Consider the following 25,680-nt stretch of genomic DNA (forward strand, 5'->3'; position numbering starts at 1 on the left):
AATTCGTGGGAGCGGGCCTATCTACCGAGATACACCTCGACCACCCGCTCATCCTCCTGCACCTGCGCCAGCGACCCTTCCGCCAGCACACTCCCCTGGTGCAGCACCGTCACATGGTCGGCAATGCTGCCGACGAAGCCCATGTCATGCTCCACCACCATCAGCGAATGCCTGCCCGCCAAGGAGCGGAACAGCTCGGCGGTGAACGCGGTCTCGGCATCGGTCATCCCCGCCACCGGCTCGTCGAGCAGCAGCAACCTCGGCTCCTGCACCAGCAGCATGCCGATCTCCAGGAACTGCTTCTGTCCATGGGACAACAGCCCCGCCTGGCGCTGGGCCAGGGGCAGCAGGCGCAGGGTGGTCAGCACCTCCTCGATGCGCTGGCGCTGCTCGCCGGACAACCGCGCCACCAGGCTTGCCCACACCGACTTGTCGGCCTTGAGCGCCAGCTCCAGGTTCTCGAACACCGTCAGCGCCTCGAACACCGTGGGCTTCTGGAACTTGCGGCCGATGCCGGCCTGGGCGATCTGGCATTCGCTCATGCGGGTCAGGTCGAGGGTGTCGCCGAAAAACGCGGTCCCCGTGTCGGGCCGAGTCTTGCCGGTGATCACGTCCATCATCGTGGTCTTGCCGGCGCCGTTGGGGCCGATGATGCAGCGCAACTCACCCACGCCGATGTACAGGTTCAGATCGTTGAGCGCCTTGAAGCCGTCGAAACTGACGCTGATGCCCTCCAGGCTCAGCACCGTGCCGTGGCGGGTGTCGAGCCCAGTCTCGCGGCGCCGACCGAGGCCGATCGCCTCGCGACCGCTGCCGATCTGGTCGAAGATCGGCTCCAGCATGAATTCCGGATGCACCGGGGGCACGCTTCTCATGGCTGGCTCCTTTTCTTCACAAGGCCGACCACGCCCTTGGGCAGGTACAGGGTGACGAGGATGAACAGCGCGCCGAGGAAGAACAGCCAGAACTCGGGGAACGCCACGGTGAACCAGCTCTTCATGCCATTGACCAGGCCGGCGCCGAGCAGAGGCCCGATCAACGTGCCGCGCCCGCCCAGGGCCACCCACACGGCGGCCTCGATGGAGTTGGTCGGCGACATCTCGCTGGGGTTGATGATGCCCACCTGCGGCACGTACAGCGCCCCGGCCAGGCCGCACAGCACGGCGCTGAGCACCCATACCAGCAGCTTGAAGCCACGCGGGTCGTAGCCGCAGAACATCAGGCGGTTCTCGGCGTCACGCACGGCAGTGAGCAGGCGCCCGAACTTGCTCTGGGTCAGGCGCCAGCACAGGAACAGGCTGCCCAGCAGCAGGCCGACCGTGAGCAGGAACAGCACGGCCCGAGTGCCCTGGGCGGCGATGTCGAAACCGACGATGGTGCGGAAGCTGGTGAAGCCGTTGTTGCCGCCAAAGCCTGTCTCGTTGCGGAAGAACAGCAGCATCCCGGCGAAGGTCAGGGCCTGGGTCATGATCGAGAAATACACGCCCTTGATCCGCGAGCGGAAGGCGAAGAAGCCGAACACCAGCGCCAGCAGCCCCGGCGCCAGCACCACCAGGCACAGCGCCCAGGCGAAATGCTGGGTGCCGGCCCAGTACCAGGGCAGCTCGCTCCACGACAGGAAGGTCATGAACCCCGGCAGGCCGTCGCCGGCCGCCTGGCGCATCAGGTACATGCCCATGGCGTAGCCGCCCAGGGCGAAGAACAGGCCATGGCCGAGCGACAGCAACCCGGCATAGCCCCAGACCAGGTCCAGGGCCAGGGCGACGATGGCGTAGCAGAGGACCTTGCCGACCAGGGTCAGGGTGTAGGCCGAGACCTGCAAGGCGTGCCCGTCGGGCAGCAGCGACAGCAGCGGCAGGGCCAGCAGCACCAGGACGACAACGGCGCCGACGGCCATTGAAACCCGGGTGCCGGCCTTGCGCGTGGCAGTGACAATCAATGGCTGGTTCATCAGTCGATTACCCGTCCCTTGAGGGCGAACAGGCCTTGCGGGCGCTTCTGGATGAACAGAATGATCAGCGCAAGGATGAGGATCTTGCCCAGCACCGCACCGATCTGCGGCTCCAGCAGTTTGTTGGCGATGCCCAGTCCGAAGGCCGCCCACAGGCTGCCGGCCAGCTGGCCGACACCGCCGAGCACCACCACCAGGAACGAGTCGATGATGTAGCTCTGGCCCAGGTCCGGCCCCACGTTGCCGACCTGGCTCAGGGCCACGCCGCCGAGCCCGGCGATGCCGGAGCCGAGGCCGAAGGCGAGCATGTCGACGCGGCCGGTGGACACCCCGCAGCAGGCGGCCATGTTGCGGTTCTGGGTGACCGCGCGCACGTTCAGGCCCAGCCGCGTGCGGTTGAGCAGCAGCCAGGTAAGCAGCACCACCGCCAGGGCGAAGCCGATGATCACCAGGCGGTTGTACGGCAGCACCAGGTTGGGCAGCACCTGGATGCCGCCGGACAGCCAGGCCGGGTTGCTCACCTCGACGTTCTGCGCGCCGAAGATCAAGCGCACGGCCTGGATCAGGATCAGACTGATGCCCCAAGTGGCCAGCAGGGTTTCCAACGGCCGGCCATACAAGTGACGGATCACTGTGCGCTCCAGCGCCATGCCGACCCCCGCGCTGACGGCGAAGGCCACCGGCAAGGCGATCAACGGATAGAACTCGATGGCGCCGGGGGCATAGCGTTGCAGCAGCACCTGGACCATGTAGGTGCTGTAGGCGCCGAGCATCAGCATCTCGCCGTGGGCCATGTTGATCACCCCGAGCAGGCCGAAGGTGATCGCCAGACCCAGCGCCGCCAGCAGCAGGATCGAACCCAGCGACAAGCCGCTGAAGGCCTGGCCGAGCAATTCACCGACCAGCAGCTTGCGCTGTACCTGGGCCAGGCTGGTTTCGGCGGCGGTGCGCACGGCGGCGTCGGTTTCGGCGTCGGGTTGTAGTAGCGCTTCAAGGCGGGTGCGGGCCAGTGGGTCGCCGGTTTCGCCGAGCAGGCGCACGGCGGCCAGGCGTACCGCGGGCTCGCTGGCGCCCAGTTGCAGGTTGGCCAGGGCCAGGCCGAGGGCCGCGTGCACGGCGGCGTCGGGTTCGCTGGCGAAGCGGCGGTCGAGGAAGGCCATTTGCGCCGGTTGTGCGGTTTTTTGCAGTTGTTGGGCGGCGGCCAGGCGGATGCTGGCTTGGTCGCTGAATAGCCGATGGCTGGCCAGGGCGTTGTCGATCAGGCCGCGCAGGCGGTTGCTCAGGCGCAGCTTGCGGGTGTCGTTTTCGGCGATGCGGCCTTGGCGCAGGTTGTCCAGCAGCGGCAGGCGGGCGGCATCGGGTTGCGCGGCCCAGGTTTCGAGCAGGCGCGCCTGGTCGGCGGGCTTGGCGCTGAGGAAGAACTCGCCTTCGCTGGCGTGGCTGGCCAGGGGCAGTAACAACAAGAGGGTGAGCAGGAATCTGAGCATTAGTTATTCCTGTGTAGTCAGGGTAAGGCGAGGGCTTCGCCCTCGATCGCGACACAAGGCCGCTCCCACATGGGAACGCGATCTACCTGTGGGAGCGGCCTTGTGTCGCGAAAGGGCCGCAAAGCGGCCCCTGGTCACTCAATTACCTTTCACCGCATAATCCGGCCGCTTGTCATTCCCCGGAATGAACGGGCTCCAAGGCTGCGCCCGCAGCGGCTCCTCGGTCTGCCACACCACGCTGAACTGTCCGTCATCCTGGATTTCGCCGATCATCACCGGCTTGTGCAGGTGGTGGTTGGTCTTGTCCATGGTCAGGGTGAAGCCCGACGGCGCCTTGAAGCTCTGCCCGGCCAGTGCCTCACGCACTTTGTCCACATCGGTGGACTTGGCTTTTTCCACCGCTTGCGCCCACATGTGGATACCTACGTAGGTGGCCTCCATAGGGTCGTTGGTCACCGCCTTGTCGGCCCCCGGCAGGCCCTTGGCCTTGGCGTAGGCCTTCCAGTCGGCGACGAACTTCTGGTTCACCGGGTTATCCACGGACTCGAAGTAGTTCCACGCCGCCAGGTGCCCCACCAGCGGCTTGGTGTCGATGCCACGCAGCTCCTCTTCACCCACCGAGAAGGCCACCACCGGTACATCGGTGGCCTTCAGCCCCTGGTTGGCCAGCTCCTTGTAGAACGGCACGTTGGAGTCGCCATTGACCGTGGAGATGACCGCCGTCTTGCCGCCGGCGGAGAACTTCTTGATGTTGGCGACGATGGTCTGGTAATCGCTGTGGCCGAACGGCGTGTAGACCTCTTCGATGTCCTTGTCGGCCACGCCCTTGCTGTGCAGGAAGGCGCGCAGGATCTTGTTGGTGGTGCGCGGGTAGACGTAGTCGGTGCCCAGCAGGAAGAAGCGCTTGGCGCCGCCACCGTCCTCGCTCATCAGGTATTCCACGGCCGGGATTGCCTGCTGGTTAGGCGCGGCGCCGGTGTAGAACACGTTCGGCGACATCTCTTCACCCTCGTACTGCACGGGGTAGAACAGCAGCCCGTTGAGCTCCTCGAACACCGGCAGCACCGACTTGCGCGACACCGAGGTCCAGCAGCCGAACACCACCGCCACCTTGTCCTGTGTCAGCAGCTGGCGGCTCTTCTCGGCGAACAGCGGCCAGTTGGACGCCGGGTCCACCACCACCGCCTCGAGCTGCTTGCCGTTGACCCCGCCCTTGGCGTTGATCTCGTCGATGGTCATCAGCGCCATGTCCTTGAGCGAGGTCTCGGAAATCGCCATGGTCCCCGACAGCGAATGCAGGATGCCGACCTTGATGGTCTCGGCGGCCTGGATGCTCCAGCTCAGGCCCATCGCGGCGATCGATGCGCTGAGGGTGAAGGCCTTGATCAGACTGCGTCGCTTCATGTGCTCACTCCGATGTGATGGTAGGTGTTGGCCTAGTCGGAGAGTGCAAAGGCTGTGCCGAGCGATGGAAGGTGCTTGGTAGAGCGGTTGTGCGACGAATCGGGGCGCGAGGAGGAGCCAGGATGGTGCTTGCAGGTTGGGCTTGCACAGGATTGGGTCGGGGGCGATGAACACTTTTGACACATAAGCGGTACTTGAGTACCGTGCCGCACCGCAGTAGTTTCTGCGGTTCGGGATTGGCGTCCCGCTGTCAGAACCGGGCACATCGCACCTGCGATAGCGTGTCCTGCATGGTTGCACCCGTTATGGGCGGAGCCGTGTGTGGGAGCCTTCGGGCTCACCGGACCTTCTGACCGGCAACGCCAACCCGCACGGCTCCGTCCACCCATATTGGCGTATGGGCACGGAGATACACTTCAGAAGGCTGCAAGGAGTCGCACCATGCTCAAGAAGATCGTTCCAGATCCACCGTTCGCATTTCTCGAGATCGCCACCTTTCATCGAGAGGTGCAGCCATGAACCAGGAATCGCTGGTCAACCTCACCCCGCGCAAATCACGTCCCGTCACCGCTTGTTCCCACTTTGGCACCTGCAATCACGCCCATGATCCGATTCTCTCGGTACGTGCTGGCGTTGATAGCGAGGATGCGCTGGTGTGCGCCGTGGCGGCGTTGAAGGCGGCGTATGAGACCAATGCTGCCGCGTTGGAGAAGGCGGGGGAGCCGTTGCGCAGTTTGCTGACGGCGACGGAGAACTCGCTGGAGAAAGGCCTGGCGTTGGCCGAAGCCGTGCTTGAAGGGTTGGAGCAAGGCTAGCGGGCCTCATCGCGGGGCAAGCCCGCTCCCACGCCGACCTCACACGGCAGGCGTGGGAGCGGGCTTGCCCCGCGATGGGTTCAGGATCAGTTGTTCGACGCCCCACGCACGGCGGTACGCGGCTGACGCCTGCTGCGCACGAACTGATAGGTCACCGCCAGAATCACGAACCAGATCGGCGTCACCACCAGCGCCGAGCGCGTATCCGCCTCCAGGCTCAACAGCACCAGAATGCCGGCAAAGAACACCAGGCACACGTAGCACATGAAACGCCCGCCGGGCATCTTGTAGGTGGACTGCTCATGCAGCGCCGCGCGCTGTTTGCGGTAGCTCAGGTACGACAGCAGGATCAGCGTCCACACGAACATGAACAGCACCGCCGACACCGTCGTCACCAGGGTGAAAGCTTCGATCACATTGGGTACCAGGTAGATCAGCACCGCGCCCAGCAGCAGGCAGGTGCAGGAGAAGTACAGGCCGTTGGCCGGCACCGCGCGGCGCGAGAGTTTCTCGAACGCCTTGGGCGCATCGCCCTCCTGGGCCAGGCCGAACAGCATGCGGCTGGTGGAGAACACGCCGCTGTTGGCCGACGAGGCCGCAGAAGTCAGCACCACGAAGTTGATGATGCTCGCCGCCGCCGGCAGGCCGGCCAGCACGAACAGCTCGACGAACGGGCTCTTGCCCGGCACCACGTCGCGCCATGGGGTGACGGCCATGATGGCGATCAGCGCCAGCACGTAGAACACGATGATGCGGACCGGGATCGAGTTGATCGCCCGCGGCAGGGTGCGCTCGGGGTTCTTCGCTTCGGCGGCTGTGGTGCCCACCAGTTCGATACCGACGAAGGCGAACACGGCGATCTGGAAGCCGGCGAAGAAACCGAGCAGGCCGTTGGGGAACATGCCGCCGTCATTCCACAGGTTGGCCAGGGTGGCGGTATGGCCGCTCGGCGACTGGAAGCCGGTGATAACCATGTACAGGCCGGTGGCGACCAGGCCCATGATGGCGATGATCTTGATCAGGGCGAACCAGAATTCCATTTCGCCGAACATCTTCACCGTCACCAGGTTCAGCGACAGCAACAAGGCCACGCAGCTCAGCGCCGGTATCCACTGCGGAAGGTCCGGGAACCAGAATTGCGTGTAGGCGGCGATCGCCACCACGTCGGCGATGCCGGTGACCACCCAGCAGAACCAGTAGGTCCAGCCGGTGAAGTAGCCGGCCCAGGGGCCGAGCAGGTCGGCGGAGAAATCGATGAACGACTTGTAGTTGAGGTTCGACAGCAGCAGCTCGCCCATGGCGCGCATGACGAAGAACAGCATGAAGCCGATGATCATGTAGACGAAGATGATCGACGGGCCGGCCAGGCTGATGGTCTTGCCCGAGCCCATGAACAGGCCGGTGCCGATGGCGCCGCCAATGGCGATGAGCTGGATGTGACGGTTGGTCAGGTTGCGTTGCAGGTGCTGCTCTTCGGAGGGTGTCTGGGAGGTCCGGGTCATAGGCTGCATTCCATTGAGGGTCAGTCTTTTTGTGAGCGAAAGCCGCGTAGGCTATCACGTCGCGTTCCAATCGCGGGTGTGGCAGATCGGCACGATCTTGGCGGTACAGCGCGGTGCTCGACATGACGGGAATCAATGGTTGTTGGTGCCGGCCTCATCGCGGGGCAAGCCCGCTCCCACGCTGATCTCACAGGGCAGGCGTGGGAGCGGGCTTGCCCCGCGATTGCGATATCAGGCCCTGACCATGATCTGGCGTCTCACCACCAGGCTATCCACCCCCCACATCACCACCATCGAAATCCCCACCAGCGGGAAGGCGACGCCCAGCACCACCATCACCCCTACTGCCGTCTTCCAGCGCGGCAGGTCATGACGCAGCGGCGGCACGCCCAATCCACCCGTGGGCTTGCGCTTCCACCACATCACCAGCCCGCTCACCGAGCCCAGCAGGATCATCAGGCACACCAGCAGGATGACGATTTGGTTCAGCGGCCCGAACATCTTGCCTTCGTGCAGCATCACCCCAAGCTCGGTGGCGCGTGCCACCGGGCTGTAGTCCTGCCAGCGCACATCGGCCAGCACCTTCCCGGTGTACTGGTCCACATGCAGGGTTGCGTCGTTGCGCGGATCGTCAGCGAATACCGCAATGGTGAAGACCCCGTCAGCACTGCTTGGCAGGGTGATGCTGTAGCCCGGCTCGACCTCGCGCAGATTGGCGATGTTCTCGACCTGCTGCAGGCTCACCTGCGGCGCCGCCGGGGCGTGATCCATCATGTGATGCCCGGCATGCTCGGCATGGGCGCCGGACACTGGCATCGGCGTGTTCTCCATCGCCCACGGCACGGTCTGGCGGTGGGCGCTGTTGAGGTCGCGGGCTTCTTTGTCGGACTTGGGCACGTCGTTCCACATGGCCGCCGGGAAGCGGTTCCACAGGTCGGCATACTGTTTGCCCCACAGCCCGGTCCAGGTCATGCCGCTGAGCAGCATCAACAGCAGCAGGGCCGAGCCCCAGAAACCGGTGACGGCATGCAGGTCGCGCCACAGCAAGCGGCCGCGCGCGCTGAAACGTGGCCACAGCACCCCGGCGCTGCTGCGCCCGCGTGGCCACCACAAATAGAGGCCGGACACGACCAGGACAATGCCCCAGCCGGCCGCCAGTTCCACCAGCCGGTCACCGACCGTGCCGACCATCAGTTCGCCATGCAAGGCGCGTGCGATGGCCTGCAGGTTCTGTTTGCCATCCTGGTCGCCCAGTACCTGGCCGCTGTACGGGTCGACGAAGACATTCAGCTCGCGCCCGCCGTCATGCACCACGAACTGTGCGCTGCGCTCGGCGCTCACCGGCGGCAGATACTGTCCCACCTGGCCTTGTGGATAAGCCTGGCGCACGTTGGCCAGCAGCGTGTCGGCGCCCTGTCGGTGATGGCCGGCCTCGACCACCATCAGCTCGCGGTACATCAACGGATCGAGTTGCGGCTTGAACAGGTAGATGATCCCGGTAAGCGCCAGCAGGACCATGAATGGCGCCACGAACAGCCCGGCATAGAAATGCCAGCGCCACGCAAGGTTGTAGAAGGAAACGTTTGGTTTGCTCATTAGAGCCTCCCGTAGACCTTAAGTGGGCGCGGTCAGGTCCCGCGCCCGTTTGTTGTTGTCAGAAGCTGAAGTCGACCTTGGTCCAGAAGGTCCTGCCTGGCTCGTTCACCGGGTCCGTGGCGCTGGCCGGGTAGCCGAACCCGGCGTTCCCGGCCAGGTTCAGGTGCTCGGCGTAGGCCTTGTCGAACAGGTTGTCGACGCCCGCGCTGAGCTTGAGGTTGTTGTTGACCTTGTAGGCGCCGTTGAGCGAGAACACGCCGAAGCCTGAGCTTGTGTCGTAGTCCTTGCCGACCACGTTGCCCTGGTTTTTGGCAATGCGGTTCTGCTCGGCGACCAGGCGCCACAGGGCACCGACGCTCCAGGTGTCGCGGCTGTAGGTCAGCCCCAGGCGGCTTTCCAGCGGTGGCATCTGTGGCAGGGCCTTGCCGTCGCTGCTGTTCTTGCCCCAGGCGTAGGCCAGGGTGGCGTCGGCCTTCCAGTTCTCGGTCAGTTTGTAGGCCGCGCCCAGTTCGCCGCCCATGATGCGGGCGTCGACGTTCTGCGCCTGGGAGGTGAGCGAGCCCATCATGTTGCGCTGGTAGTCGAACAGGATGTAGTCGCGGACCTGCCCGACATAACCCGAGGCCCAGGCCTCCAGGCGCTCGTCGCGGTACTGGATGCCGAAGTCGAGCTGGGTGGTCTTCTCCGGCTTGATGCCGTCGAAGGCGTTGACCGAGCCGGCCGGGGCGCGCTTGGGCGAGAACAGCTCCCAGTAGTCGGGGAAGCGCTGGGTGTGGCCGAGGCCGATGTAGGTGGTGGCCGGAATCGCCGCCAGGTCGTGCTCGTAGCGCACGAAGCCGCTGGGCAGGGTGTCGGCGCGGGTGTCGCCTTCGGTGGCGCTGCCCTTGCGGAAGTCGCGGGCCGAGGCACGGTCCAGGCGGGCGCCGGTGACCAGGCGATCCTCACCGGTCGCATACCAGGTGAGCTCGCCGAAGGCGCCGTAGTTGTGGAAGTCGGCGTCCTTGGTCCAGGGCTGGCCCTTGTGCGCGTTGACGCCCATGCCGCCGCGCTGGCGGTGTTCGTTGGTCTGCGCGTCGATGCCGCTGATCAGTTGCACGTCGGCCCAGCGCCAGGTGGCCTTGATCCGTGCGCCCATGGTACGGCGGTCGACGTTGCTGACCATGGGCATGCCCATCATGCCGGTGCCCGACGGAGTGCGCAGGGTGTAGTTGTCCATCACGTGGTCAGCGTAGTTGTAGTAGACCTGCGCCTCGACCTTGTCGAGCACCTCGCCCAGGTTGGACTTCTCGAAGCGCAGCCCCAGGCTCTCGCGCTTGAACTGCGAACCGTCCATGCCGCGTCCGGCGGAGCGAGCCTCGCCGTCGCCCTTGCCAGCGGTCAGTTCCAGCAAGGTGTCGGCGTCCGGGGTCCAGCCGAGGCTGACGTCGCCGTTCCACTTGTCCCAGCGCGACGGCACGGTATCGCCGTTGCCGTCCTCGAAGTCGTCCGAGTGCGACTGGTTACCGATGAAGCGCACGTAGCCGAGCTGGTTGCCGGCCGCGGCGTCGAGGACCTTGTCGAAGCGGCCGTTGGAGCCAGCCAGTACGCTGCCGTTGACCCGGCTACCCAACTCGCCGAACTTCTCCGGCTCACGCTCGAAGAGAATGGTGCCAGCCGAGCCGCCCGGCCCCCAGATCACGCTCTGCGGGCCCTTGATCACGGTGAGGCGGTCGTAGGTTTCCGGCGAGATGTACGAGGTTGGCGCGTCCATGCGGCCCGGGCAGGCGCCGAGCATCATGCCGCCGTTGGTGAGGATGTTCAGGCGCGAACCGAACATGCCGCGCAGCACCGGGTCGCCATTGGTGCCGCCAGCGCGGATCACCGAGAACCCGGGGATGGTCTTGAGGTAGTCACCGCCGTCGCTGGCCGGCACGGGCTGGCGCGGGTCCTTGGGGTTGGTGACCACGGTCAGCGGCGAGCTCGGGGCGATGGCGGTGATCACCGTCGGGCTCAGTTCGGCCGTGTCGTGGATGTGGCCTTCGTGGCCGGTTTCGGCGGCAAGGGCCAGTGGCGCGAGCAGCGAGCCGCAGAGCACGGCGATGGTGCCGCGCAGGGAAAGGGCAAAAACAGGGGTGCAGCCGGACATAATGATTCCAGTCGATCAGTCATGAGTCAGCGCGAAGCCTCCTGGCTTCGGGCGTTTAGCGTGTGGTGTTCAGGCGACGATCGATCGGGGCGGTGCGCGGCTGCGGGCGCCGGGGAATACAGCCTGCCGGGCATGGCCCTGGCGCGTGGCGACGGTGAGGTGGGTGGGTGGGGTGACGCTGCCCGCGCTGAGCGGGCTGAGGCTTTGGGGCAGGGCGGGGCAGTTGAACAGCAGGCTGCAGTAGCCACACTTCTCCCACATCACATGCAACTGGCCATCGTTGCCGTGGCCGTGGTGCTCGTCGTGACCGTGCGCCATCGGCATGCTCATGTCCATGGGCATGCCCATGGCGGCGTGGTGCTCCATCGGCATCGACTGGGAAACCAGCGGGCCGATGAAGATCATCCACATGGCGAACAGGCTCAGCCAGCCGCCACCGACGCGCCTGCGATCAGGGCGGGTAGTGCGGACGGAGCTGTAGCGCGGCAGGCTCATGGCGAGCGCCAGTCAGTCGATCAGGTCAGTGCGCGTGCTCGTGCGCGGCCTGCTCGGCCGGTGGCTGCTTCTGCACGGCGACTTCGACGGTGATGTCACCGGCCTTCTCGAAGTGCAGGGTCAGCGGGAAGCGCTTGCCGTCGGTCAGCAGGCTGCGATCCTTGGGCTGCATGATCATCACGTGGTAGGCGCTGGGGGCGAAGGTCAGGTCCTTGCCGGCGGGCACCACCACGCTTTGCACCTGTTGCATCTTCATGGCGCCGGCGGCGCTCATCGCATGCTCGTGCAGCTGGGCGTCGGCGCTGATCGGCGTGTCCGCCGAGAGCAGACGGTCGTCGGTCTTGCCGTTGTTGTGCACGACGAAATAGGCCGCGACGTTGGGCGCGTTCGGCGGCAGCTCCAGCGACCAGGGGTGGGCGATGTGCAGGTCGCCTTTGCTGTACTCGTGGGCGTTGGCATAGGCGCCGGGCAGCAGCAGGGCGGCCAGGACGAGGGCTTGCTTGAGCATGGGGGAGTCTCCGATCTGTTGAGGTTCAGGCAGGCAGCGTAGTGAACTCAGGCCAGAGGAGAGGCACGGGGATTGAGCGCGGGCCATAGCTGGCGCGGCGTGGGTTGGTAGTCAGCGAGTTGCGGCGAGTGCCCCGCTGGCAGCACGGGCGGGTTGTGCAACTGCGGCGTATAGCTGGGCAGGGCCAGCAAGGGCGCGGCACCCAGGCAGCACCAGCAGTTCATCATGCTGGCGCTGTCGTCGCTTTGCGGACCGAGGTCGATCTTGGCCAGGGCCTGGACATCGACCTTGGCCTTGTTGGCCATGCTGGAACAGAAAGCCCCCCACAGCAGCTGTTCGGCCGGGCCCTTGGGCGCGGCAGAAGACAGCGGCATGGCCAGCAGGTTGAACAGCACTGCGAAGCAGGCTATCCAGGCGATGTGCCGACGTGGGGGCATGGAGAGATCCGGTCAGGAATCGTGATGGCTATTGTACGGCGGAGTATAGGTAAAAAAGCTGGGGTGCGGTGAAGTGCCGCACCAGGGGCTGCTGCGCAGCCCATCGCGACACAAGGCCGCTCCCACAGGAGGATACGTTTCCCTGTGGGAGCAACTGTCTTGCTCACATGCTAAAAGCTGGCGCAATTACTGTGGGAGCGGCCTCGTGTCGCGAAAGGGGCGCAAAGCGCCCCGGCGTTATCAGACCTTGCCACGCCCCAGCAGTCCACGCACGGTTTCCTGCAGGTCAGCCGGCAGCACCACCACTTTCGAATTGTCGCTGCTCGCCAGGTTCTCCATCGCGCCAATGTAACGCTCACCCAGCAGGTACATGGCCGGCACGGTCTCGCTGCCCACCGCTTCCTTGACCAGGGTGATCGCCCGCGCCGATGCCTCGGCCAGGTTGACCTGGGCCTCGGCATCCAGCTTGGCCGCCTGCAGGCGCGCCTCGGCTTCGAGGATGGCAGCCTGCTTGTTGCCTTCGGCGCGGGTCACGTCGGCTTTACGCTCACGCTCGGCAGCCGCCTGGCGTTCCATGGCGGTCTGCATGCTCGGCGAGGGCTTGATGTCCTGGATCTCCACCGAGCGCACGGTCACGCCCCAGTCTTCGGTCTGCTCGGACATCGCCTCGCGCAGGCGCGCCTTGATCTGCTCGCGGCTGGACAGCGCTTCGTCCAGGTCCATGGCGCCGACGATGGCGCGCAGCGAGGTCATGGTCAGGCTGGTGACGGCGAACGAGAAGTTCTGTACGCCGTACGAGGCCTTCTGCGGGTCGACCACCTTGGCAAAGCACAGGGCGTTGGCGACGATCACCGCGTTGTCCTTGGTGATGATCTCCTGCTGCTGCACGTCGAGGATGATGTCCTTGGTCGGCAGGCGGTAGGCGACTACGTCCATGTACGGGATGACGATGTTCAGGCCTGGCTTGAGGGTGCTGTGGTAGCGGCCCAGGCGTTCGACGATCCACTCCTCGCCCTGAGGCACGATGCGCACTCCCTTGAACACGGTGATGAGAACGAATGCGGCGAGGGTGCCGACGACGATGAGGCTGGTCATGGTGCGAACTTCCTTTTAGTGCGGATTCAGGCCCGGGTGACCCGGGCGGTGTTGCCTTCGATGGCGGCCAGGCGCACGCGCTCGCCGGCGGGGATGTCGCTGTCGGCGACGCAGGTCCATTCCTCGTTGCCGAGGATCGGTTTCTGGAAGCGCACCCGGCCTTTCTGGAACTGCGACACGTTGGCGGTCAGCAGGCCGACCTCGCCGATCACGCTGTCGGCGGTCCAGCGCACGTCTGGCTTCTTGCGGCGGAACACCTTGAACCAGAGCACGGTGGTGATCGATGAGAACACCACCCACAGCAGGCCCTGCATATCGAGTTGCAGGCTGGGCGCAAGCAGCGAGACGAGCGACACCAGCACGGCGCCGATGCCGAACCAGAGGATGAAGAAGGTGGGGAGTACCAGTTACAGCAGGATCAAGGCCACGCCGAAGACGAGCCAGATCCACCATTGCATTTCCATATGGGTGGAGCCTTCCAGAAGGGGAGAGGTGATTTTACGGCAGGATCAAGGCACAGGGCCATCTCGCGACCGTCAGCGTGGATGTGTCACCCAATCTTCCACACGCAGCCCCGGAACACGCTGGAACTCGCGCAGGTTGTTGGTCACCAGCGTGAGGCCGCGCGCGCGGGCGTGGCCGGCAATCATTCTGTCGTAGGGGCCGATGGGCGTGCCGGCCTTGGCCAGTTCCGCACGTAGCTGCGCGGTGTGAGCTGCGCCCTGAATGTCGTAGTCAAGCACATCGAGCCGTGCGGCGAACCCCTCGACAATGGCCAGATTACGCTCCGGCGCGGCGGACTTTTCCGCACCGTAGATCAACTCCATCAGGGTTACCGTGCTGATGGCCAACTGGCCGTGGTGCCGATTGAATGCCTCGCGCACCACTTGTGGCTTGTTCTTGATGGTGAAAATGCAGATGTTGGTATCGAGCATGTACCTGAGCATCAGAATCCTTCGCGCTCCTGGTCGGCTGGCTGTTCCCTGCTCGCCATGAAGTCCGAACTCACATCGTCACCCTCGAACCAGCTGTCCCAGCTTTCGCCGGCAGGCGAGATGATACGGGAACGGCCCACCGCGACGATGTCCACTCGGGTGACGTCTTCTGGAAGGGCGAGGGCTTTTGGCATGCGGATAGCCTGGCTGCGGTTGCTTTTGAAGACTGCACCTTGCTCCATGATGGGCCTCCTTGAAAGCGCAAATGTATGTCCGGAGTTTAATTCCAGGAGTGGATATGTCAATGGGATATACGTAGCATGATCAGGCCTTGAACAGGCCGAGTGCCTCTAGCAGCGACCCTGCATCGTGAAATGCCCGATCCACTTCCGGCAGCACCGGCCGCTCGAGCACCAGTACTGGAATCCCGCGCTCCCGCGCCACTTCCAGTTTCGGCTCGGTGGCCGTGCTGCCGCTGTTCTTGCTCACCAGCACGTCGATCTGCCGACGTTCGAACAGGGCACGTTCATCGTCGATGAGGAAGGGCCCGCGCGCACCGATCACTTCGCAGCGGTCATTGCCGGGGCACGCCTCGAGGGCGCGCAGGGTCCAGAACTGGTGTGGCGGGATTTCGTCCAGGTGTTGCAGGGGCTCTCGACCCAGGGTGAACAAGGGGCGTTCGAATGGGGCCAGCGCCGCGATCAGCCCGGCCCAGTCCTCGACTTCGCGCCAGTCATCACCGGGCTGCGCCTGCCATGCCGGACGGCGCAGGGCCCAGCAGGGAATGCCGGCGCAGTGTGCGGCGAGGGCGGCGTTGCGGCTGATCTGCGCGGCATAGGGATGGGTGGCGTCGATCAGCAGGTCGATGCCTTCGGCGCGCATGTACTCGGCCAGGCCTTCGGCGCCGCCATAGCCGCCGACTCGCACCTGGCAGGCCAGGTCCTGGGGAATGCGGCCGATGCCGGCGAGGCTGTAGACATGTTGCGGACCCAACTGGCGGGCGATGGCCAGGGCTTCGGTGACGCCGCCGAGGAGCAGGATGCGCCCGTTCATGCCACACCCGCCTTGCCGACGATGCCACCCTGGCGGTCGATGGCGAACACTTCCACCTGCACCTGGGCCGGCACCACGCTGCGGGCGAAGACCAGGGCGTGGCGGCACACCTCGTCACCCAGGGCGATGCCGGCGGCATGTGCCAGGGCGAGGGCCTGCTGGCTGGTGTTGGCGGCGACGATCGCCTGTTGCAGGGCCTGGTCCGCGCCAATGGCCGCCGCCCAGCCCGCCAGTTGCGGCAGGTCGATGCTCGAATGACGGCTGTGCAGGTCCATGTGCCCGGCGGCCAGCTTGCTGATCTTGCCGAAGCCGCCGCACAGCGTGAGGCGCGGCACGGGTACCTTGCGCAGGTGCTTGAGCACGGCACCGACGAAGTCGCCCATCTCGATCAGGGCGATCTCCGGCAGGTTGTAGACCCGGCGCATGGTGTCTTCGCTGGCGTTGCCGGTGCAGGCGGCGATATGGGTGTAGCCGTTGGTGTGGGCGACGTCGATGCCCTGGTGGATCGAGGCGATGTAGGCCGAGCAGGAGAACGGCCGGACGATGCCGCTGGTGCCCAGGATCGACAGCCCGCCGAGGATGCCCAGGCGTGGGTTCATGGTCTTGAGGGCCAGCTGTTCGCCGCCCTGCACGTTGACCGTCACCTCGAAACCGCCGTGGTAGCCGCAATCGCCCGCCAGTTGCAGCAGATGGTCGCTGATCATCTTGCGTGGCACCGGGTTGATGGCCGGTTCACCGACTGCCAGCACCAGCCCCGGGCGAGTCACGGTCCCCACGCCCGCGCCCGCGACGAAGCGAACGCCAGGTTCGGCGCACAAGCGCACCTGGCTGAAGAGCAGGGCGCCGTGGGTGACATCGGGGTCGTCGCCGGCATCCTTCAGGGTGCCGGCCTCGGCCAGGTCGCCCTTAAGGTGGCAGAACTCCAGGCGCATCTGCACCACCTTGCCCTTGGGCAGGGTGATCTCCACCGCGTCGTGCCGTTGCCCGGTCAGCAGCAGGCGCGCCGCCGCCAGGCTGGTGGCGGTGGCGCAACTGCCAGTGGTCAGGCCGCTGCGCAGTGGCGCGGGCTGTTCACGGGTTTCTTCACGCATCGAGAGGCTTCACCACGTCGAGCAGGGAGATCGGCAGGGCCTGGCGCCAGGTGTCGAAACTGCCCAGTGGCTGGGTATGGGCGATATGGATGCGGGTCAGCTCGCCGCCGTGCTGCTCGCGGAACTGCGCCAGGGCGACCTCGCTTTGCAGCGTGACGGCGTTGGCAACCAGGCGTCCGCCCGGCAGCAAGCGCTCCCAGCACAGGTCGAGCACGCCTTCGCGGGTGACGCCGCCGCCGATGAAGATCGCGTCGGGACGTTCCAGCCCGGCCAGCGCTTCGGGGGCCTTGCCGCGGATCAGTCGCAGGCCGGGCACGCCGAGGGTGTCGCGGTTGTGTTCGATGTAGCCCTGGCGGCCTTCGTCGGCCTCGATCGCAAGTGTGCGGCAGCTGGGATGGGCGCGCATCCACTCGATGCCGATGGAACCGCAGCCAGCGCCCACGTCCCACAGCAGTTCGCCGGGTTGCGGGGCGAGGCGGGCCAGGGTGATAGCGCGCACATCGCGCTTGGTCAACTGGCCGTCGTGACGGAAGGCGCCGTCGGGCAGGCCGGCTACTCTAGGCAGACGTGGGGTGTCGGGTGAGGCCTGGCATTCGATGGCGACCAGGTTGAGCGTGGCGATGTCGCCGTGCGGCCAGTCGTCGGCGGTGCCGCACAGCCTGCGCTCCTGTGGGCCGCCGAGGTGTTCGAACACCTGGAGACGGCTGGGGCCGAAGCCATGGTCGCGCAGTTGCGCGGCGATGGATGCCGGGCTGCTTTCGTCGTTGCTCAGCACCAGCAGGCGCATGCCACTGTGCAGATGGGCATTGAGCGCGGTCAGCGGGCGGGCGACCACCGAGACCACCTGTACCTCCTGCAACGGCCAGCCCAGGCGGGCGGCGGCCAGGGCACAGGAGGAGGGCATCGACAGCACCTGCAGTTCGTCGGCGGGCAGCTGGCGCGCCAGGCTGGCGCCGACGCCGTAGAACATCGGGTCGCCGCTGGCCAGTACGCATACCGGCTCGCCGCGCAGGGCCAGGACCGGGGCCAGGGAGAAGGGGGTAGGCCAGTGCAATTGCTCGGCGGTCACGCAGCGGGGCAGCAGCGCCAACTGGCGTGGGGCACCGATGATTCGCGTGGCTGACAGCAGAGCGCGCCGGGCCTGTTTGCCCAGGCCGCTGAAGCCGTCTTCGCCGATGCCTATTACTGTCAGCCAGGGGGCCATCTGTTCCTCGTACCAATCATTGATCGCGGGGCAAGCCCGCTCCCACGAGGGGGCGTGGGAGCGGGCTTGCCCCGCGATTCGTCTAAGCGTTCGACCACCGGTTTTTCATGCCGCCGGACAAAGCAGGCATAATACCGCGCCTTCTACACTGAAGCGCACTTTCACGATTGCCGGATACCCCCTTGACGCAGCCCCCGTCCTCCGAAGTTTCGCCCCGTCCCTCGGCCTGCCCGGGGTTGTGGCGCATCGTTGCTGCGCGCGACGGTGGCATTTGCCGGATCAAGCTACCGGGCGGCCTGCTGCTGGCCGACCAGGCCGATGCCGTGGCCGACGCCGCCGAGCGCTTCGCCGGCGGGGTGATCGAGGCGACCAACCGAGCCAACTTGCAGATCCGTGGCATTGGCCAGGATCACGGTGGGCTGGTCGAGCATCTGCTGGCCGCCGGGCTCGGCCCGCGTGACGCGGCGGGCGATGATGTACGCAACCTCATGCTCAGCCCACTGGCCGGCCTCGATCCGGCCATGCTGTTCGACACCCGACCATTGGCCGGGCAGATCCTCGAGCTGCTGGAAAGCACACCCCGGTTTCACAAGCTGTCGGCCAAGTTCGCCGTGCAGCTCGATGGTGGCGAAGCGCTTGCGATGCTCGAACACGCCCATGATCTGTGGCTGTCGGCGATGCAGCGTGAAGGACGCATCTGGTTGCGGTTCGGCCTCGCAAGCAGCCTGTCGAATGGCCTGGCGCTGGGCGCGGTACCGGTGGAGCAGGGACTGGCGTTGGTGCGGGCAGTGCTGGAGCGCTTCCTTGACCTGGCGACACCTGAGCAGTCTCGCATGCGTCAATTGCTGCAGGTGTGCCCGGTGGAGCACTTCCTTGAAGGGCTGCCCCTCCAGATCGACACCACATTGATGGCTTGGCAGCGCTCGGCGACGACCAGCCCCTGGCTGGGCGTGCTGCTCCAGCGCCAGGGCGTGGCCTTGGGCGCCGCGCCGCCTCTCGGTCGTCTGATGCCCGCTATGTTGCGCAGTGCCGCGCGCATCGCCCGGCAATTGGGCGATGGCAGCTTACGCCTGACGCCTTGGCAGAGCCTGGTGCTGACCTCCCTCGAACCGACCGAGCTGGAAAACGCACGCGCGCAACTGACGGCATCCGGCATGATCTGCGACAACGAACATCCCCTGGCGCGGGTCGTCGCCTGCACCGGCTCCAGCGGTTGCGCCAAGGCCCAGGCCGACACCAAGGCCGATGCCATTGCCCTGGCCGCACTGCTGCACCACGGCGCCCCGGGAAGCGTGCACCTGTCCGCCTGTCCACGTTCCTGCGCCATGGCCCATGTGGCCCCGGCCACCCTGCTGGCCCGAGCCCCGGGCCGCTATGACCTTTACTTGCGCGACGCGCGCTTGCCGGGTTTCGGCAGGCTGCGCGGCGCCGACCTCACCCCAGAAGAAGCAGGCGCTATGCTCGACCTGCCGACGGAGCACCTTGATGATTGACTACATCCGCGATGGTCAGGAGATCTATCGCAATTCCTTCCGGATCATCCGCGAGGAAGCCCGGCTCGAGCGGATCCCCGCCGATCTCGAAAAGCTCGCCGTGCGCGTGATCCATGCCTGCGGCATGGTCGAGGCCATCGATGGCCTGCAGTTTTCCGAAGGTGCCGGTACCGCCGGCCGCGAGGCCCTGGCCAAGGGCGCGCCGATCCTCTGTGACGCGCACATGGTCGCCGAAGGCATCACCCGCGCCCGGCTGCCAGCGAACAACCCGGTGATCTGCACCCTGCGCGACCCGAGCGTGCCGGACCTGGCCAAGGCCGAAGGCAACACCCGCTCGGCGGTGGCCCTGGAACTGTGGCGCCCGCACCTGGAAGGCAGCGTGGTGGTGATCGGCAATGCACCGACCGCATTATTCTACCTGCTGGAAATGCTCGATGCCGGCGCGCCGAAACCGGCGCTGATCCTCGGCTTCCCGGTCGGCTTTGTCGGCGCCGCCGAATCCAAGGCGATGCTCGCCGCCGACAGCCGTGGCGTGCCGTTCGTGATCATGCAGGGCCGCCTGGGCGGCAGCGCGATGGCTGCCGCCGCGGTCAACGCCCTGGCCACGGAGGTGGAATGATGCACGCACGCGGACGACTGCTGGGCCTGGGCGTGGGCCCGGGCGATCCCGAACTGATCACGGTCAAGGCTCTGCGCCTGCTGCGCGAGGCCCCCGTGGTGGGGTACTTCGTGGCCAAGGGCAAGCGCGGCAATGCCTTCGGTATCATCGAAGCGCACCTGCAAGCTGAACAGATCCTGCTTCCCCTGGTATACCCGGTGACCACCGAGGCGCTGCCCGCGCCGCTCTCCTACGAGCAGGTGATCAGCGACTTCTACGACGAAGCCAGTCTGCAGGTTGCCGCGCACCTGGATGCCGGCCGCGATGTGGCGGTGATCTGCGAAGGGGACCCGTTCTTCTACGGCTCCTACATGTACCTGCACGATCGCCTGGCATCGCGCTACGAGGCCCAGGTGATTCCGGGCGTCTGCTCGATGCTCGGTGGCGCCTCGGTACTCGGTGCGCCGCTGGTGTATCGCAACCAGACCCTCACCGTGCTCTCCGGTGTGCTGCCCCCTGAAGAGCTCAAACAGCGCCTGGCCGCTGCCGACGCGGCAGTGATCATGAAGCTGGGGCGCAACTTCCCCAAAGTGCGCCAGGTGCTCGGCGAGCTGGGCCTGGATAGCCGTGCGCTGTACGTGGAGCGGGCGACCATGGCCAACCAGAAGATCGTCGCGCTGGATGAAGTCGACCCGCAGTCCTCGCCGTATTTCTCGCTGATCATCGTGCCGGGTGAGAAATGGCAGGGATGATCAAGGCACCGGCAATCGTCATTCTCGGCCCGGGCAGCTTGGCTACCGCGCAGCGAATCCAGCAGCGTTATCCACAGGCCGTGATCCATGGCCTGCAAGGGCGCGTGGAGGGTGCCGACCAATACTACGCAGTCTTCGGCGACACCCTGCGCGATCTGTATCAGCAAGACACGCCGATCATCGCCTTGTGCGCGGCGGGTATTGTCATTCGCACCCTGGCGCCGCTGTTGAGCGAAAAAGGCGTCGAGCCGCCGGTGCTGGCCGTGGCCGAGGACGGCAGCGCCGTGGTGCCGCTGCTCGGTGGCCTGGGCGGGGTCAATGTCATGGCCCGCGAAATCGGCGAGGCGCTGGGTGTCAGCGCGGCGATCACCACCAGTGGCGAGCTGCGCTTCGGCACTTGCCTGCTCAACCCGCCCGAGGGCTACGCACTGGCGGACCTGGAGCAGGGCAAGCGTTTCGTCTCCGACCTGCTGGCGGGCGAAACCGTGCGTGTCGAAGGCGACGCGCCGTGGCTTGAGCACGCGCAGTTGCCTGCAGGTGACGATGCGCGGCGCACCATCCATGTGGGGAGCGCACTGCGTCCGGCCAGTCGTGATGAACTGCTGATCCATGCGCGTTGCGTGGTGGTGGCGGTCACAGCCGGCAGCGCTGACCTGGCGCAACAGGTGCGGGAGGAACTGCTGCGAGCGAATATCGCCGAGCCCGCGTTGGCCTGCCTGCTGGCGAGCGAAGCCGAGATGGCGGAGCCGACCCTGCACGAGGCTGCCCACGCGCTGAACGTCGCCCTGCGCTTCGCTCCGGCCGCCGAGAGCCTGGAGCGGATGCTGGCTGATGCATTGCCGCAAGCGCGTGTGGGTTCGTCCATGGGGCTCGCCCACGCCGTTGCCGCGGCACCGGTCGACATCGACCGCGTTGGCCGTCGCCGGGGGCGCCTGGCCGTGATCGGCCTGGGCCCTGGTGCCGCCGAGCTGATGGTGCCGGCGGTCAAGGCGGAGCTGGCGCGGGCGCAGGATGTGCTCGGCTACGAAACCTACGTGCGCATGGCCGGCCCCTTCCGCGACGATCAAGTGCTGCACTGCACCGACAACCGCGAAGAAATGCAGCGCGCCCGCCATGCCTTCGAGCTGGCGGCCCAGGGCCGTTCGGTGGTGGTGGTATCGTCTGGTGATCCGGGCGTATTCGCCATGGCCGCCGCAGTGCTCGAAGCGTTGCACGAGTCCAGCGACCCGGCCTGGCAGCGCGTCGAGTTGCAGATCCTGCCCGGCGTCTCGGCCTCGCTGGCCACCGCCGCGCAAGCGGGGGCACCGCTGGGGCACGATTTCTGCGTGATGTCGCTGTCGGACAACCTCAAGCCCTGGTCGATCATCGAAAAACGCCTCGACCTGGCCGCCCAGGCGGATCTGGTGCTGGCGTTCTACAACCCGATCTCCAAGGCCCGGCCTCATCAGTTGGGCGTGGCGCTGGAAGTGGTACGTCGCCATCGCGACGCAGGCACCCCCGTGGTGCTGGGCCGTGATATCGGCCGGCCGGGGCAGGCGCTGCGGGTGGTGACCCTGGGCGAGCTGCTGCCGGAGATGGTCGATATGCGCACTCTGGTGCTGGTCGGTTCCTCGACCACCTGCACCTTCCCCCGTGCCGATGGCGGCCAGTGGGTGTACACGCCGCGCTGGTACCCCGCCAAGCCTTGAGCGAAGCCGGGGTCAGGGCAGCAGGTAGCCCTTGATCCCGGTGAAGATGATCTGCGCCGCCAGGGCGCAGACGAACAGTCCCATCAGGCGGCTGACGATCTGCAGGCCCTGGTCGCCGAGCAGCCGCTCGATACGGTGCGAGAGGTACAGCACCAGGCCGACGGTGAAGCTGGCCAGGGCGATGCTGACGATGGCCAGCAGCTTGTCGTCCCAGTGCGGCTGGCCCACCCCCATCACCAGCAGTGCACCGATGGTGCCCGGGCCGACGGTGAGCGGAATGGTCAGCGGCACGATGGTCACGTCCTGCTGCACGTTGTCAGTCTGCACAGCCGACTTGCCCTGGGCCATGCCCAGCGCCGAGATGAACAGCACCGAGCCCGCGCCGATGCGGAAGGCGTCGGCGGTGATGCCGAATACCCCGAAGATCACCCGCCCGAACAAGTACAGCAGCACGCTGGCGACCAGCGTGGCAATGGCCACCCGCCAGGCCAGTTGCTTGCGTTCCTTGCTGGAGTGGCCGCGGGTCAGGCCGATGAAACATGAGAGCACGAAGAACGGGCTGTAGAGCACGAGCATCTTCAGGTAGACGCTGAACAACTCATGGAGCATGGGGGCGGGTCCGCGACGGGATAGGTGGCACCTGTATAGCACGGAACCTGCGGGATGGGCGCGGGCTTCTCTCAGGCCAGCGGGTCAGACACTACCTGACGCTGCCCCGCCCAGAACTGGATCAGCTCGCGCAATTGCGACAGCTCCACCGGCTTGGCCATGTGCCCATCCATGCCGGCCAGGCGCGCCCGCTCCTTGTGTTCGTTGAGAATGTGCGCGGTCAGCGCCACCACCGGGGTGCGCGGACGCTGGTTGGCGGTTTCCCAGGCACGCAGCTGCTGGGTGGCTGAGAAGCCGTCGAGTACCGGCATCTCGCAGTCCATCAGCACCAGGTCGTAGTGCCTGGCCTTCATCGCCTGCAGGGCTTCCTCGCCGTTGCTGGCGGTGTCCGGCTCGAGGTTGAGCTTGCCGAGCATGCCGCGGATGACCTTGGTGGAGATGCTGTTGTCCTCGGCCACCAGGATGCGGAAGTCGCCGGGCAGGTCCAATGGCACCGGGCTGCCGGCCGGCAGCGGCGGCGCGGCCTGCTCGCGGCCGCGCAGGGCGAGCTCCTCGGCGAGGGTGGTCTTGAGCGTGTAGCCGGCCACCGGCTTGGCGAGGATGCGCTTGACCCCGGCGTTGCGGGCGATGATCTTGCTCGGCGCATTGCTGATGCCGGTAAGCATGACCACCAGGATATCGTGGTTCAGGCTCGGGTCTTCCTTGATCTTGGCCGCCAGCTGCATGCCGGTCATGCCGGGCATGTTCTGGTCCAGCAGCACCGCGTCGAAGTAGTCGCGCAGGTGCGCCTTGGTACGCAGCAACGCCAGCGCTTCCTTGCCCGACGGCACCGCGCTGACGTTCATGCCCCAGGCGCTGCACTGCTGCACCAGTACCTTGCGGCAGGTATCGTTGTCGTCGACCACCAGCACCCGCGCATCGCGCAAAGGGCTGTCGAGGTCGGTGGCCGGCTGCTCCAGGCGCAGCGGGTCCAGCGGCAGGGTCAGCCACAGGGTGTTGCCCATGCTGGTGCTGGTCTTGATGCCGAACTCGCCTTGCATCAGGCCGATCAGCTGCTTGGCGATCACCAGGCCCAAGTGGCCGCCGAGCTTGTTGCTGGAGAGGAAGTGGCGGCTGTGCAGTTCGGCCTGTAGCAGGGCATCGCGCTCGGCGGGCGGCATGGGCTCGCCGCTGTCCTGCACGGCAATGCGCAAGCGCGGGCTGTCGCCGCGTTGGTCGAGGGCCACCACCAGCAGGATCTCGCCCTGGGTGGTGTTTTTCAGGGCGTTGTCCAGCAGACTCGACAGGGCCTGGCGCAGGCGTGTCGGGTCGCCGCTGACGACCCTGGGCACCTGAGGCTGGGTGAAGCTGATCAACTCGATGTTCTGCTGCTCGGCCTTGGCCCGGAAGATGTTCAGGCAATCCTCGATCAGGGCATTGAGGTCGAACTGCACATCGTCCAGTTCGATCTGCCGCGACTCGAGCTTGGAGATGTCGAGGATTTCGTTGATCAGGGTGAGCAGTTCGTTGCCGGCGCTGTGGATGGTTTGTACGTAGTCGCGCTGTTTAACCGACAGCGGCGTGCCCAGCAGCAGCTCGGTCATGCCCAGCACACCGTTCATGGGGGTGCGGATCTCGTGGCTGATCTTGGCCAGGAATTCGGCCTTGGCGTTGATCTCGGCATCGCTGGCGGCCAGGGCGCGGCTGGCGCGGAAACGCTCCTCGCTGATCCGGCGCAGGCGCTCGCTGACCGCGAGGTTGAGCAGCAGGCCGCTGACCACCGTCAGCGCCATGAGGATGCACAGCAGCCAGGGCGTGGGGGTGCGGGTCAGGCCCAGCAGGGCCGGCAGCAGCACCAGGCCGCCGAGGTTGAATACCAGCATCGCCACGGTGAACAACCGCGCCGGGCCGTAGCCCTTGTACCAGTGATAGCTGCTGACCAGCAGCATGCTCAGGCTGCCCAGTGCGAGCAGGGCGTAGGTCATCAGGTTCAGCGGCAGCGTGTCGACGAACAGCAGCACCATGCCGCTGACCGCTGCCACCACCATTTCCATGTGCAGCAGGCGGTTGAGCCGCGCCGAACTGCAGGGAGAGAAGAAATGCAGGGTGAAGTACAGCCCGGCCAGGCCCGCCAGCACCAGGGTCAGGTAGGCCGCCGGCGTTTGCGCGCTGTGCCACAGCTGACTCCACGGGCCAGTGAGATTGAGCAGGATCAGCGCGCTGAGCAGCATCAGGCCGTGGTACAGCGCCAGGACCAGCGTGGTGCTGGAGCGTGAATAGGCGAAGCGGATCAGGTTGTGCAGGATCAGCATCACCAGCCCGCCGAACAGCAGGCCGAACAGCAGCGACTGGCGCTGGTCGGCGGCGGCGTGGGCGGTGGACTCGACGCTGATGGCAGGGCGCAACTGGTGTTCGGAGACCAGTCGCAGGTAGATGTCCAGTGGCTGGCTGCTGTGCGGCAGCGGCAGCACATGGTCCCGGCCGCGCTGGGTCGGGCTCAGGCCATCGCCCTGGCGCCCATGGTGCAACTGGCGCAGCAGCTTGCCGCCTTCGAGGGCGTAGAGGTCCAGGCGCGACAGGTCGGGGGCGAAGATGCGGACCAGTTGCTCCTGGTCGTGCGGTTCCAGGCGATAGTGCAGCCAGAGTGCCTGGTCGGGGAGGGCGGCATCCAGTTCGTCGAGGGCCAGGGGGCTGAACTGGTTGCGGTAACGCTCGGAGCGTACATCGGACAATTGCAGGTTGCCCTGTTCATCGAGCAGCGCCGACCAGCCTGCGGCCTGTTCGGCGTGTGCCGGGAGCAGGCAGAGCAGGGTCAGCAGGCTGACGATCAGGGCTATGGCAATCCGAAGCCGACGCACGACGA

24 protein-coding genes are annotated in these 25,680 nt (G+C 66.2%); 5 read left to right on the forward strand and 19 right to left on the reverse strand.

Annotated elements, in window-relative coordinates; all coding sequences use genetic code 11:
- Positions 1–17: 17 nt before the first annotated feature.
- The 4 genes from urtD to urtA form a co-directional block, all read right to left on the reverse strand.
- A complete protein-coding gene (gene urtD / locus AC25ND_RS21335; RefSeq protein WP_028691301.1) occupies positions 18–875 on the reverse strand; it encodes an urea ABC transporter ATP-binding protein UrtD in 858 nt (285 codons plus the stop codon).
- Positions 872–1,951, reverse strand: a complete 1,080-nt coding sequence (gene urtC, locus AC25ND_RS21340; RefSeq protein WP_062572703.1) for an urea ABC transporter permease subunit UrtC — start codon at positions 1,949–1,951, stop codon at positions 872–874. Before urtC ends, urtD begins: the two co-directional genes overlap by 4 nt.
- Positions 1,951–3,438 (reverse strand): urea ABC transporter permease subunit UrtB, encoded by a 1,488-nt coding sequence (urtB, locus tag AC25ND_RS21345; RefSeq protein WP_486976576.1) that lies wholly within the window; start codon positions 3,436–3,438, stop codon positions 1,951–1,953. Before urtB ends, urtC begins: the two co-directional genes overlap by 1 nt.
- Before the next feature lie 138 nt (positions 3,439–3,576).
- Positions 3,577–4,842: an urea ABC transporter substrate-binding protein gene (urtA, locus tag AC25ND_RS21350; RefSeq protein ID WP_028691298.1), complete on the reverse strand. Its 1,266-nt coding sequence runs from the start codon at positions 4,840–4,842 to the stop codon at positions 3,577–3,579.
- Between the two features lie 515 nt (positions 4,843–5,357).
- Here urtA and AC25ND_RS21355 point away from each other — a divergent pair.
- Positions 5,358–5,657, forward strand: a complete 300-nt coding sequence (locus tag AC25ND_RS21355; protein ID WP_028691297.1) for a hypothetical protein — start codon at positions 5,358–5,360, stop codon at positions 5,655–5,657.
- 86 nt (positions 5,658–5,743) lie between these two features.
- Here the strand turns inward: AC25ND_RS21355 and cycA are convergent, their stop codons facing one another.
- The 13 genes from cycA to cbiE form a co-directional block, all read right to left on the reverse strand.
- On the reverse strand, positions 5,744–7,159 hold the full coding sequence (cycA, locus tag AC25ND_RS21360) for a D-serine/D-alanine/glycine transporter (RefSeq protein WP_028691296.1): 1,416 nt from the start codon (positions 7,157–7,159) through the stop codon (positions 5,744–5,746).
- Between the two features lie 231 nt (positions 7,160–7,390).
- Positions 7,391–8,755, reverse strand: a complete 1,365-nt coding sequence (locus AC25ND_RS21365) for a PepSY-associated TM helix domain-containing protein (RefSeq protein WP_186596618.1) — start codon at positions 8,753–8,755, stop codon at positions 7,391–7,393.
- A gap of 58 nt (positions 8,756–8,813) precedes the next feature.
- On the reverse strand, positions 8,814–10,880 hold the full coding sequence (locus tag AC25ND_RS21370) for a TonB-dependent copper receptor (RefSeq protein WP_028691294.1): 2,067 nt from the start codon (positions 10,878–10,880) through the stop codon (positions 8,814–8,816).
- Positions 10,881–10,949: 69 nt separating this feature from the next.
- Entirely contained in the window at positions 10,950–11,375 is a 426-nt protein-coding gene (locus tag AC25ND_RS21375) for a DUF2946 domain-containing protein (RefSeq protein WP_088852334.1), read from the reverse strand.
- A 25-nt stretch (positions 11,376–11,400) separates the two neighbouring features.
- On the reverse strand, positions 11,401–11,883 hold the full coding sequence (locus AC25ND_RS21380; protein ID WP_028691292.1) for a copper chaperone PCu(A)C: 483 nt from the start codon (positions 11,881–11,883) through the stop codon (positions 11,401–11,403).
- A gap of 47 nt (positions 11,884–11,930) precedes the next feature.
- Positions 11,931–12,320 carry a DUF2946 domain-containing protein gene (locus AC25ND_RS21385; protein WP_486976577.1) on the reverse strand — a complete coding sequence of 130 codons (390 nt, stop codon included), beginning with the start codon at positions 12,318–12,320 and terminating at the stop codon, positions 11,931–11,933.
- A gap of 240 nt (positions 12,321–12,560) precedes the next feature.
- A complete protein-coding gene (locus AC25ND_RS21390; protein WP_028691290.1) occupies positions 12,561–13,415 on the reverse strand; it encodes an SPFH domain-containing protein in 855 nt (284 codons plus the stop codon).
- A gap of 26 nt (positions 13,416–13,441) precedes the next feature.
- Positions 13,442–13,822, reverse strand: coding sequence for an NfeD family protein (locus tag AC25ND_RS21395; protein ID WP_486976585.1), 381 nt, complete (start codon positions 13,820–13,822; stop codon positions 13,442–13,444).
- A gap of 129 nt (positions 13,823–13,951) precedes the next feature.
- The gene (vapC, locus tag AC25ND_RS21400; RefSeq protein ID WP_028691288.1) at positions 13,952–14,362 is read right to left on the reverse strand and encodes a type II toxin-antitoxin system tRNA(fMet)-specific endonuclease VapC; all 411 of its coding nucleotides are present in this window, start codon (positions 14,360–14,362) and stop codon (positions 13,952–13,954) included.
- Positions 14,362–14,592, reverse strand: coding sequence for a type II toxin-antitoxin system VapB family antitoxin (gene vapB, locus AC25ND_RS21405; RefSeq protein ID WP_036986184.1), 231 nt, complete (start codon positions 14,590–14,592; stop codon positions 14,362–14,364). Before vapB ends, vapC begins: the two co-directional genes overlap by 1 nt.
- A gap of 82 nt (positions 14,593–14,674) precedes the next feature.
- Positions 14,675–15,403 carry a cobalt-precorrin-6A reductase gene (locus tag AC25ND_RS21410; RefSeq protein ID WP_028691287.1) on the reverse strand — a complete coding sequence of 243 codons (729 nt, stop codon included), beginning with the start codon at positions 15,401–15,403 and terminating at the stop codon, positions 14,675–14,677.
- Positions 15,400–16,494 carry a cobalt-precorrin-5B (C(1))-methyltransferase gene (locus AC25ND_RS21415; RefSeq protein WP_069016473.1) on the reverse strand — a complete coding sequence of 365 codons (1,095 nt, stop codon included), beginning with the start codon at positions 16,492–16,494 and terminating at the stop codon, positions 15,400–15,402. The genes AC25ND_RS21410 and AC25ND_RS21415 overlap by 4 nt, the downstream gene beginning before the upstream one ends.
- On the reverse strand, positions 16,487–17,698 hold the full coding sequence (gene cbiE / locus AC25ND_RS21420) for a precorrin-6y C5,15-methyltransferase (decarboxylating) subunit CbiE (RefSeq protein ID WP_241411195.1): 1,212 nt from the start codon (positions 17,696–17,698) through the stop codon (positions 16,487–16,489). Before cbiE ends, AC25ND_RS21415 begins: the two co-directional genes overlap by 8 nt.
- Positions 17,699–17,865: 167 nt before the next feature.
- Here cbiE and cobG point away from each other — a divergent pair, with 167 nt between their 5' ends.
- Genes cobG through cobJ form a run of 4 tightly spaced genes read left to right on the forward strand, consistent with a single transcriptional unit; the run spans position 17,866 to position 22,229 of the window.
- The gene (gene cobG / locus AC25ND_RS21425; protein ID WP_028691284.1) at positions 17,866–19,191 is read left to right on the forward strand and encodes a precorrin-3B synthase; all 1,326 of its coding nucleotides are present in this window, start codon (positions 17,866–17,868) and stop codon (positions 19,189–19,191) included.
- A complete protein-coding gene (locus AC25ND_RS21430) occupies positions 19,184–19,810 on the forward strand; it encodes a precorrin-8X methylmutase (RefSeq protein ID WP_011535884.1) in 627 nt (208 codons plus the stop codon). The genes cobG and AC25ND_RS21430 overlap by 8 nt, the downstream gene beginning before the upstream one ends.
- Positions 19,807–20,541, forward strand: a complete 735-nt coding sequence (locus AC25ND_RS21435) for a precorrin-2 C(20)-methyltransferase (RefSeq protein WP_486976578.1) — start codon at positions 19,807–19,809, stop codon at positions 20,539–20,541. The genes AC25ND_RS21430 and AC25ND_RS21435 overlap by 4 nt, the downstream gene beginning before the upstream one ends.
- Positions 20,529–22,229: a precorrin-3B C(17)-methyltransferase gene (cobJ, locus tag AC25ND_RS21440; RefSeq protein WP_486976579.1), complete on the forward strand. Its 1,701-nt coding sequence runs from the start codon at positions 20,529–20,531 to the stop codon at positions 22,227–22,229. The genes AC25ND_RS21435 and cobJ overlap by 13 nt, the downstream gene beginning before the upstream one ends.
- 12 nt (positions 22,230–22,241) lie before the next feature.
- Here the strand turns inward: cobJ and AC25ND_RS21445 are convergent, their stop codons facing one another.
- A complete protein-coding gene (locus tag AC25ND_RS21445; protein ID WP_028691281.1) occupies positions 22,242–22,838 on the reverse strand; it encodes a MarC family protein in 597 nt (198 codons plus the stop codon).
- A gap of 71 nt (positions 22,839–22,909) precedes the next feature.
- A complete protein-coding gene (locus AC25ND_RS21450) occupies positions 22,910–25,675 on the reverse strand; it encodes a hybrid sensor histidine kinase/response regulator (protein WP_069016470.1) in 2,766 nt (921 codons plus the stop codon).
- Between the last annotated feature and the right edge of the window lie 5 nt (positions 25,676–25,680).

Source organism: Pseudomonas sp. P110(2024) (genome assembly GCF_057480795.1).

Bases quoted from the DNA above. Each gene is read 5' to 3' on its own strand.
- urtD (WP_028691301.1), bottom strand. From the start codon at position 875: ATGAGAAGCGTGCCCCCGGTGCATCCGGAATTCATGCTGGAGCCGATC.
- urtC (WP_062572703.1), bottom strand. From the start codon at position 1,951: ATGAACCAGCCATTGATTGTCACTGCCACGCGCAAGGCCGGCACCCGG.
- urtB (WP_486976576.1), bottom strand. From the start codon at position 3,438: ATGCTCAGATTCCTGCTCACCCTCTTGTTGTTACTGCCCCTGGCCAGC.
- urtA (WP_028691298.1), bottom strand. From the start codon at position 4,842: ATGAAGCGACGCAGTCTGATCAAGGCCTTCACCCTCAGCGCATCGATC.
- AC25ND_RS21355 (WP_028691297.1), top strand. From the start codon at position 5,358: ATGAACCAGGAATCGCTGGTCAACCTCACCCCGCGCAAATCACGTCCC.
- cycA (WP_028691296.1), bottom strand. From the start codon at position 7,159: ATGACCCGGACCTCCCAGACACCCTCCGAAGAGCAGCACCTGCAACGC.
- AC25ND_RS21365 (WP_186596618.1), bottom strand. From the start codon at position 8,755: ATGAGCAAACCAAACGTTTCCTTCTACAACCTTGCGTGGCGCTGGCAT.
- AC25ND_RS21370 (WP_028691294.1), bottom strand. From the start codon at position 10,880: ATGTCCGGCTGCACCCCTGTTTTTGCCCTTTCCCTGCGCGGCACCATC.
- AC25ND_RS21375 (WP_088852334.1), bottom strand. From the start codon at position 11,375: ATGAGCCTGCCGCGCTACAGCTCCGTCCGCACTACCCGCCCTGATCGC.
- AC25ND_RS21380 (WP_028691292.1), bottom strand. From the start codon at position 11,883: ATGCTCAAGCAAGCCCTCGTCCTGGCCGCCCTGCTGCTGCCCGGCGCC.
- AC25ND_RS21385 (WP_486976577.1), bottom strand. From the start codon at position 12,320: ATGCCCCCACGTCGGCACATCGCCTGGATAGCCTGCTTCGCAGTGCTG.
- AC25ND_RS21390 (WP_028691290.1), bottom strand. From the start codon at position 13,415: ATGACCAGCCTCATCGTCGTCGGCACCCTCGCCGCATTCGTTCTCATC.
- vapC (WP_028691288.1), bottom strand. From the start codon at position 14,362: ATGCTCAGGTACATGCTCGATACCAACATCTGCATTTTCACCATCAAG.
- vapB (WP_036986184.1), bottom strand. From the start codon at position 14,592: ATGGAGCAAGGTGCAGTCTTCAAAAGCAACCGCAGCCAGGCTATCCGC.
- AC25ND_RS21410 (WP_028691287.1), bottom strand. From the start codon at position 15,403: ATGAACGGGCGCATCCTGCTCCTCGGCGGCGTCACCGAAGCCCTGGCC.
- AC25ND_RS21415 (WP_069016473.1), bottom strand. From the start codon at position 16,494: ATGCGTGAAGAAACCCGTGAACAGCCCGCGCCACTGCGCAGCGGCCTG.
- cbiE (WP_241411195.1), bottom strand. From the start codon at position 17,698: ATGGCCCCCTGGCTGACAGTAATAGGCATCGGCGAAGACGGCTTCAGC.
- AC25ND_RS21430 (WP_011535884.1), top strand. From the start codon at position 19,184: ATGATTGACTACATCCGCGATGGTCAGGAGATCTATCGCAATTCCTTC.
- AC25ND_RS21435 (WP_486976578.1), top strand. From the start codon at position 19,807: ATGATGCACGCACGCGGACGACTGCTGGGCCTGGGCGTGGGCCCGGGC.
- cobJ (WP_486976579.1), top strand. From the start codon at position 20,529: ATGGCAGGGATGATCAAGGCACCGGCAATCGTCATTCTCGGCCCGGGC.
- AC25ND_RS21445 (WP_028691281.1), bottom strand. From the start codon at position 22,838: ATGCTCCATGAGTTGTTCAGCGTCTACCTGAAGATGCTCGTGCTCTAC.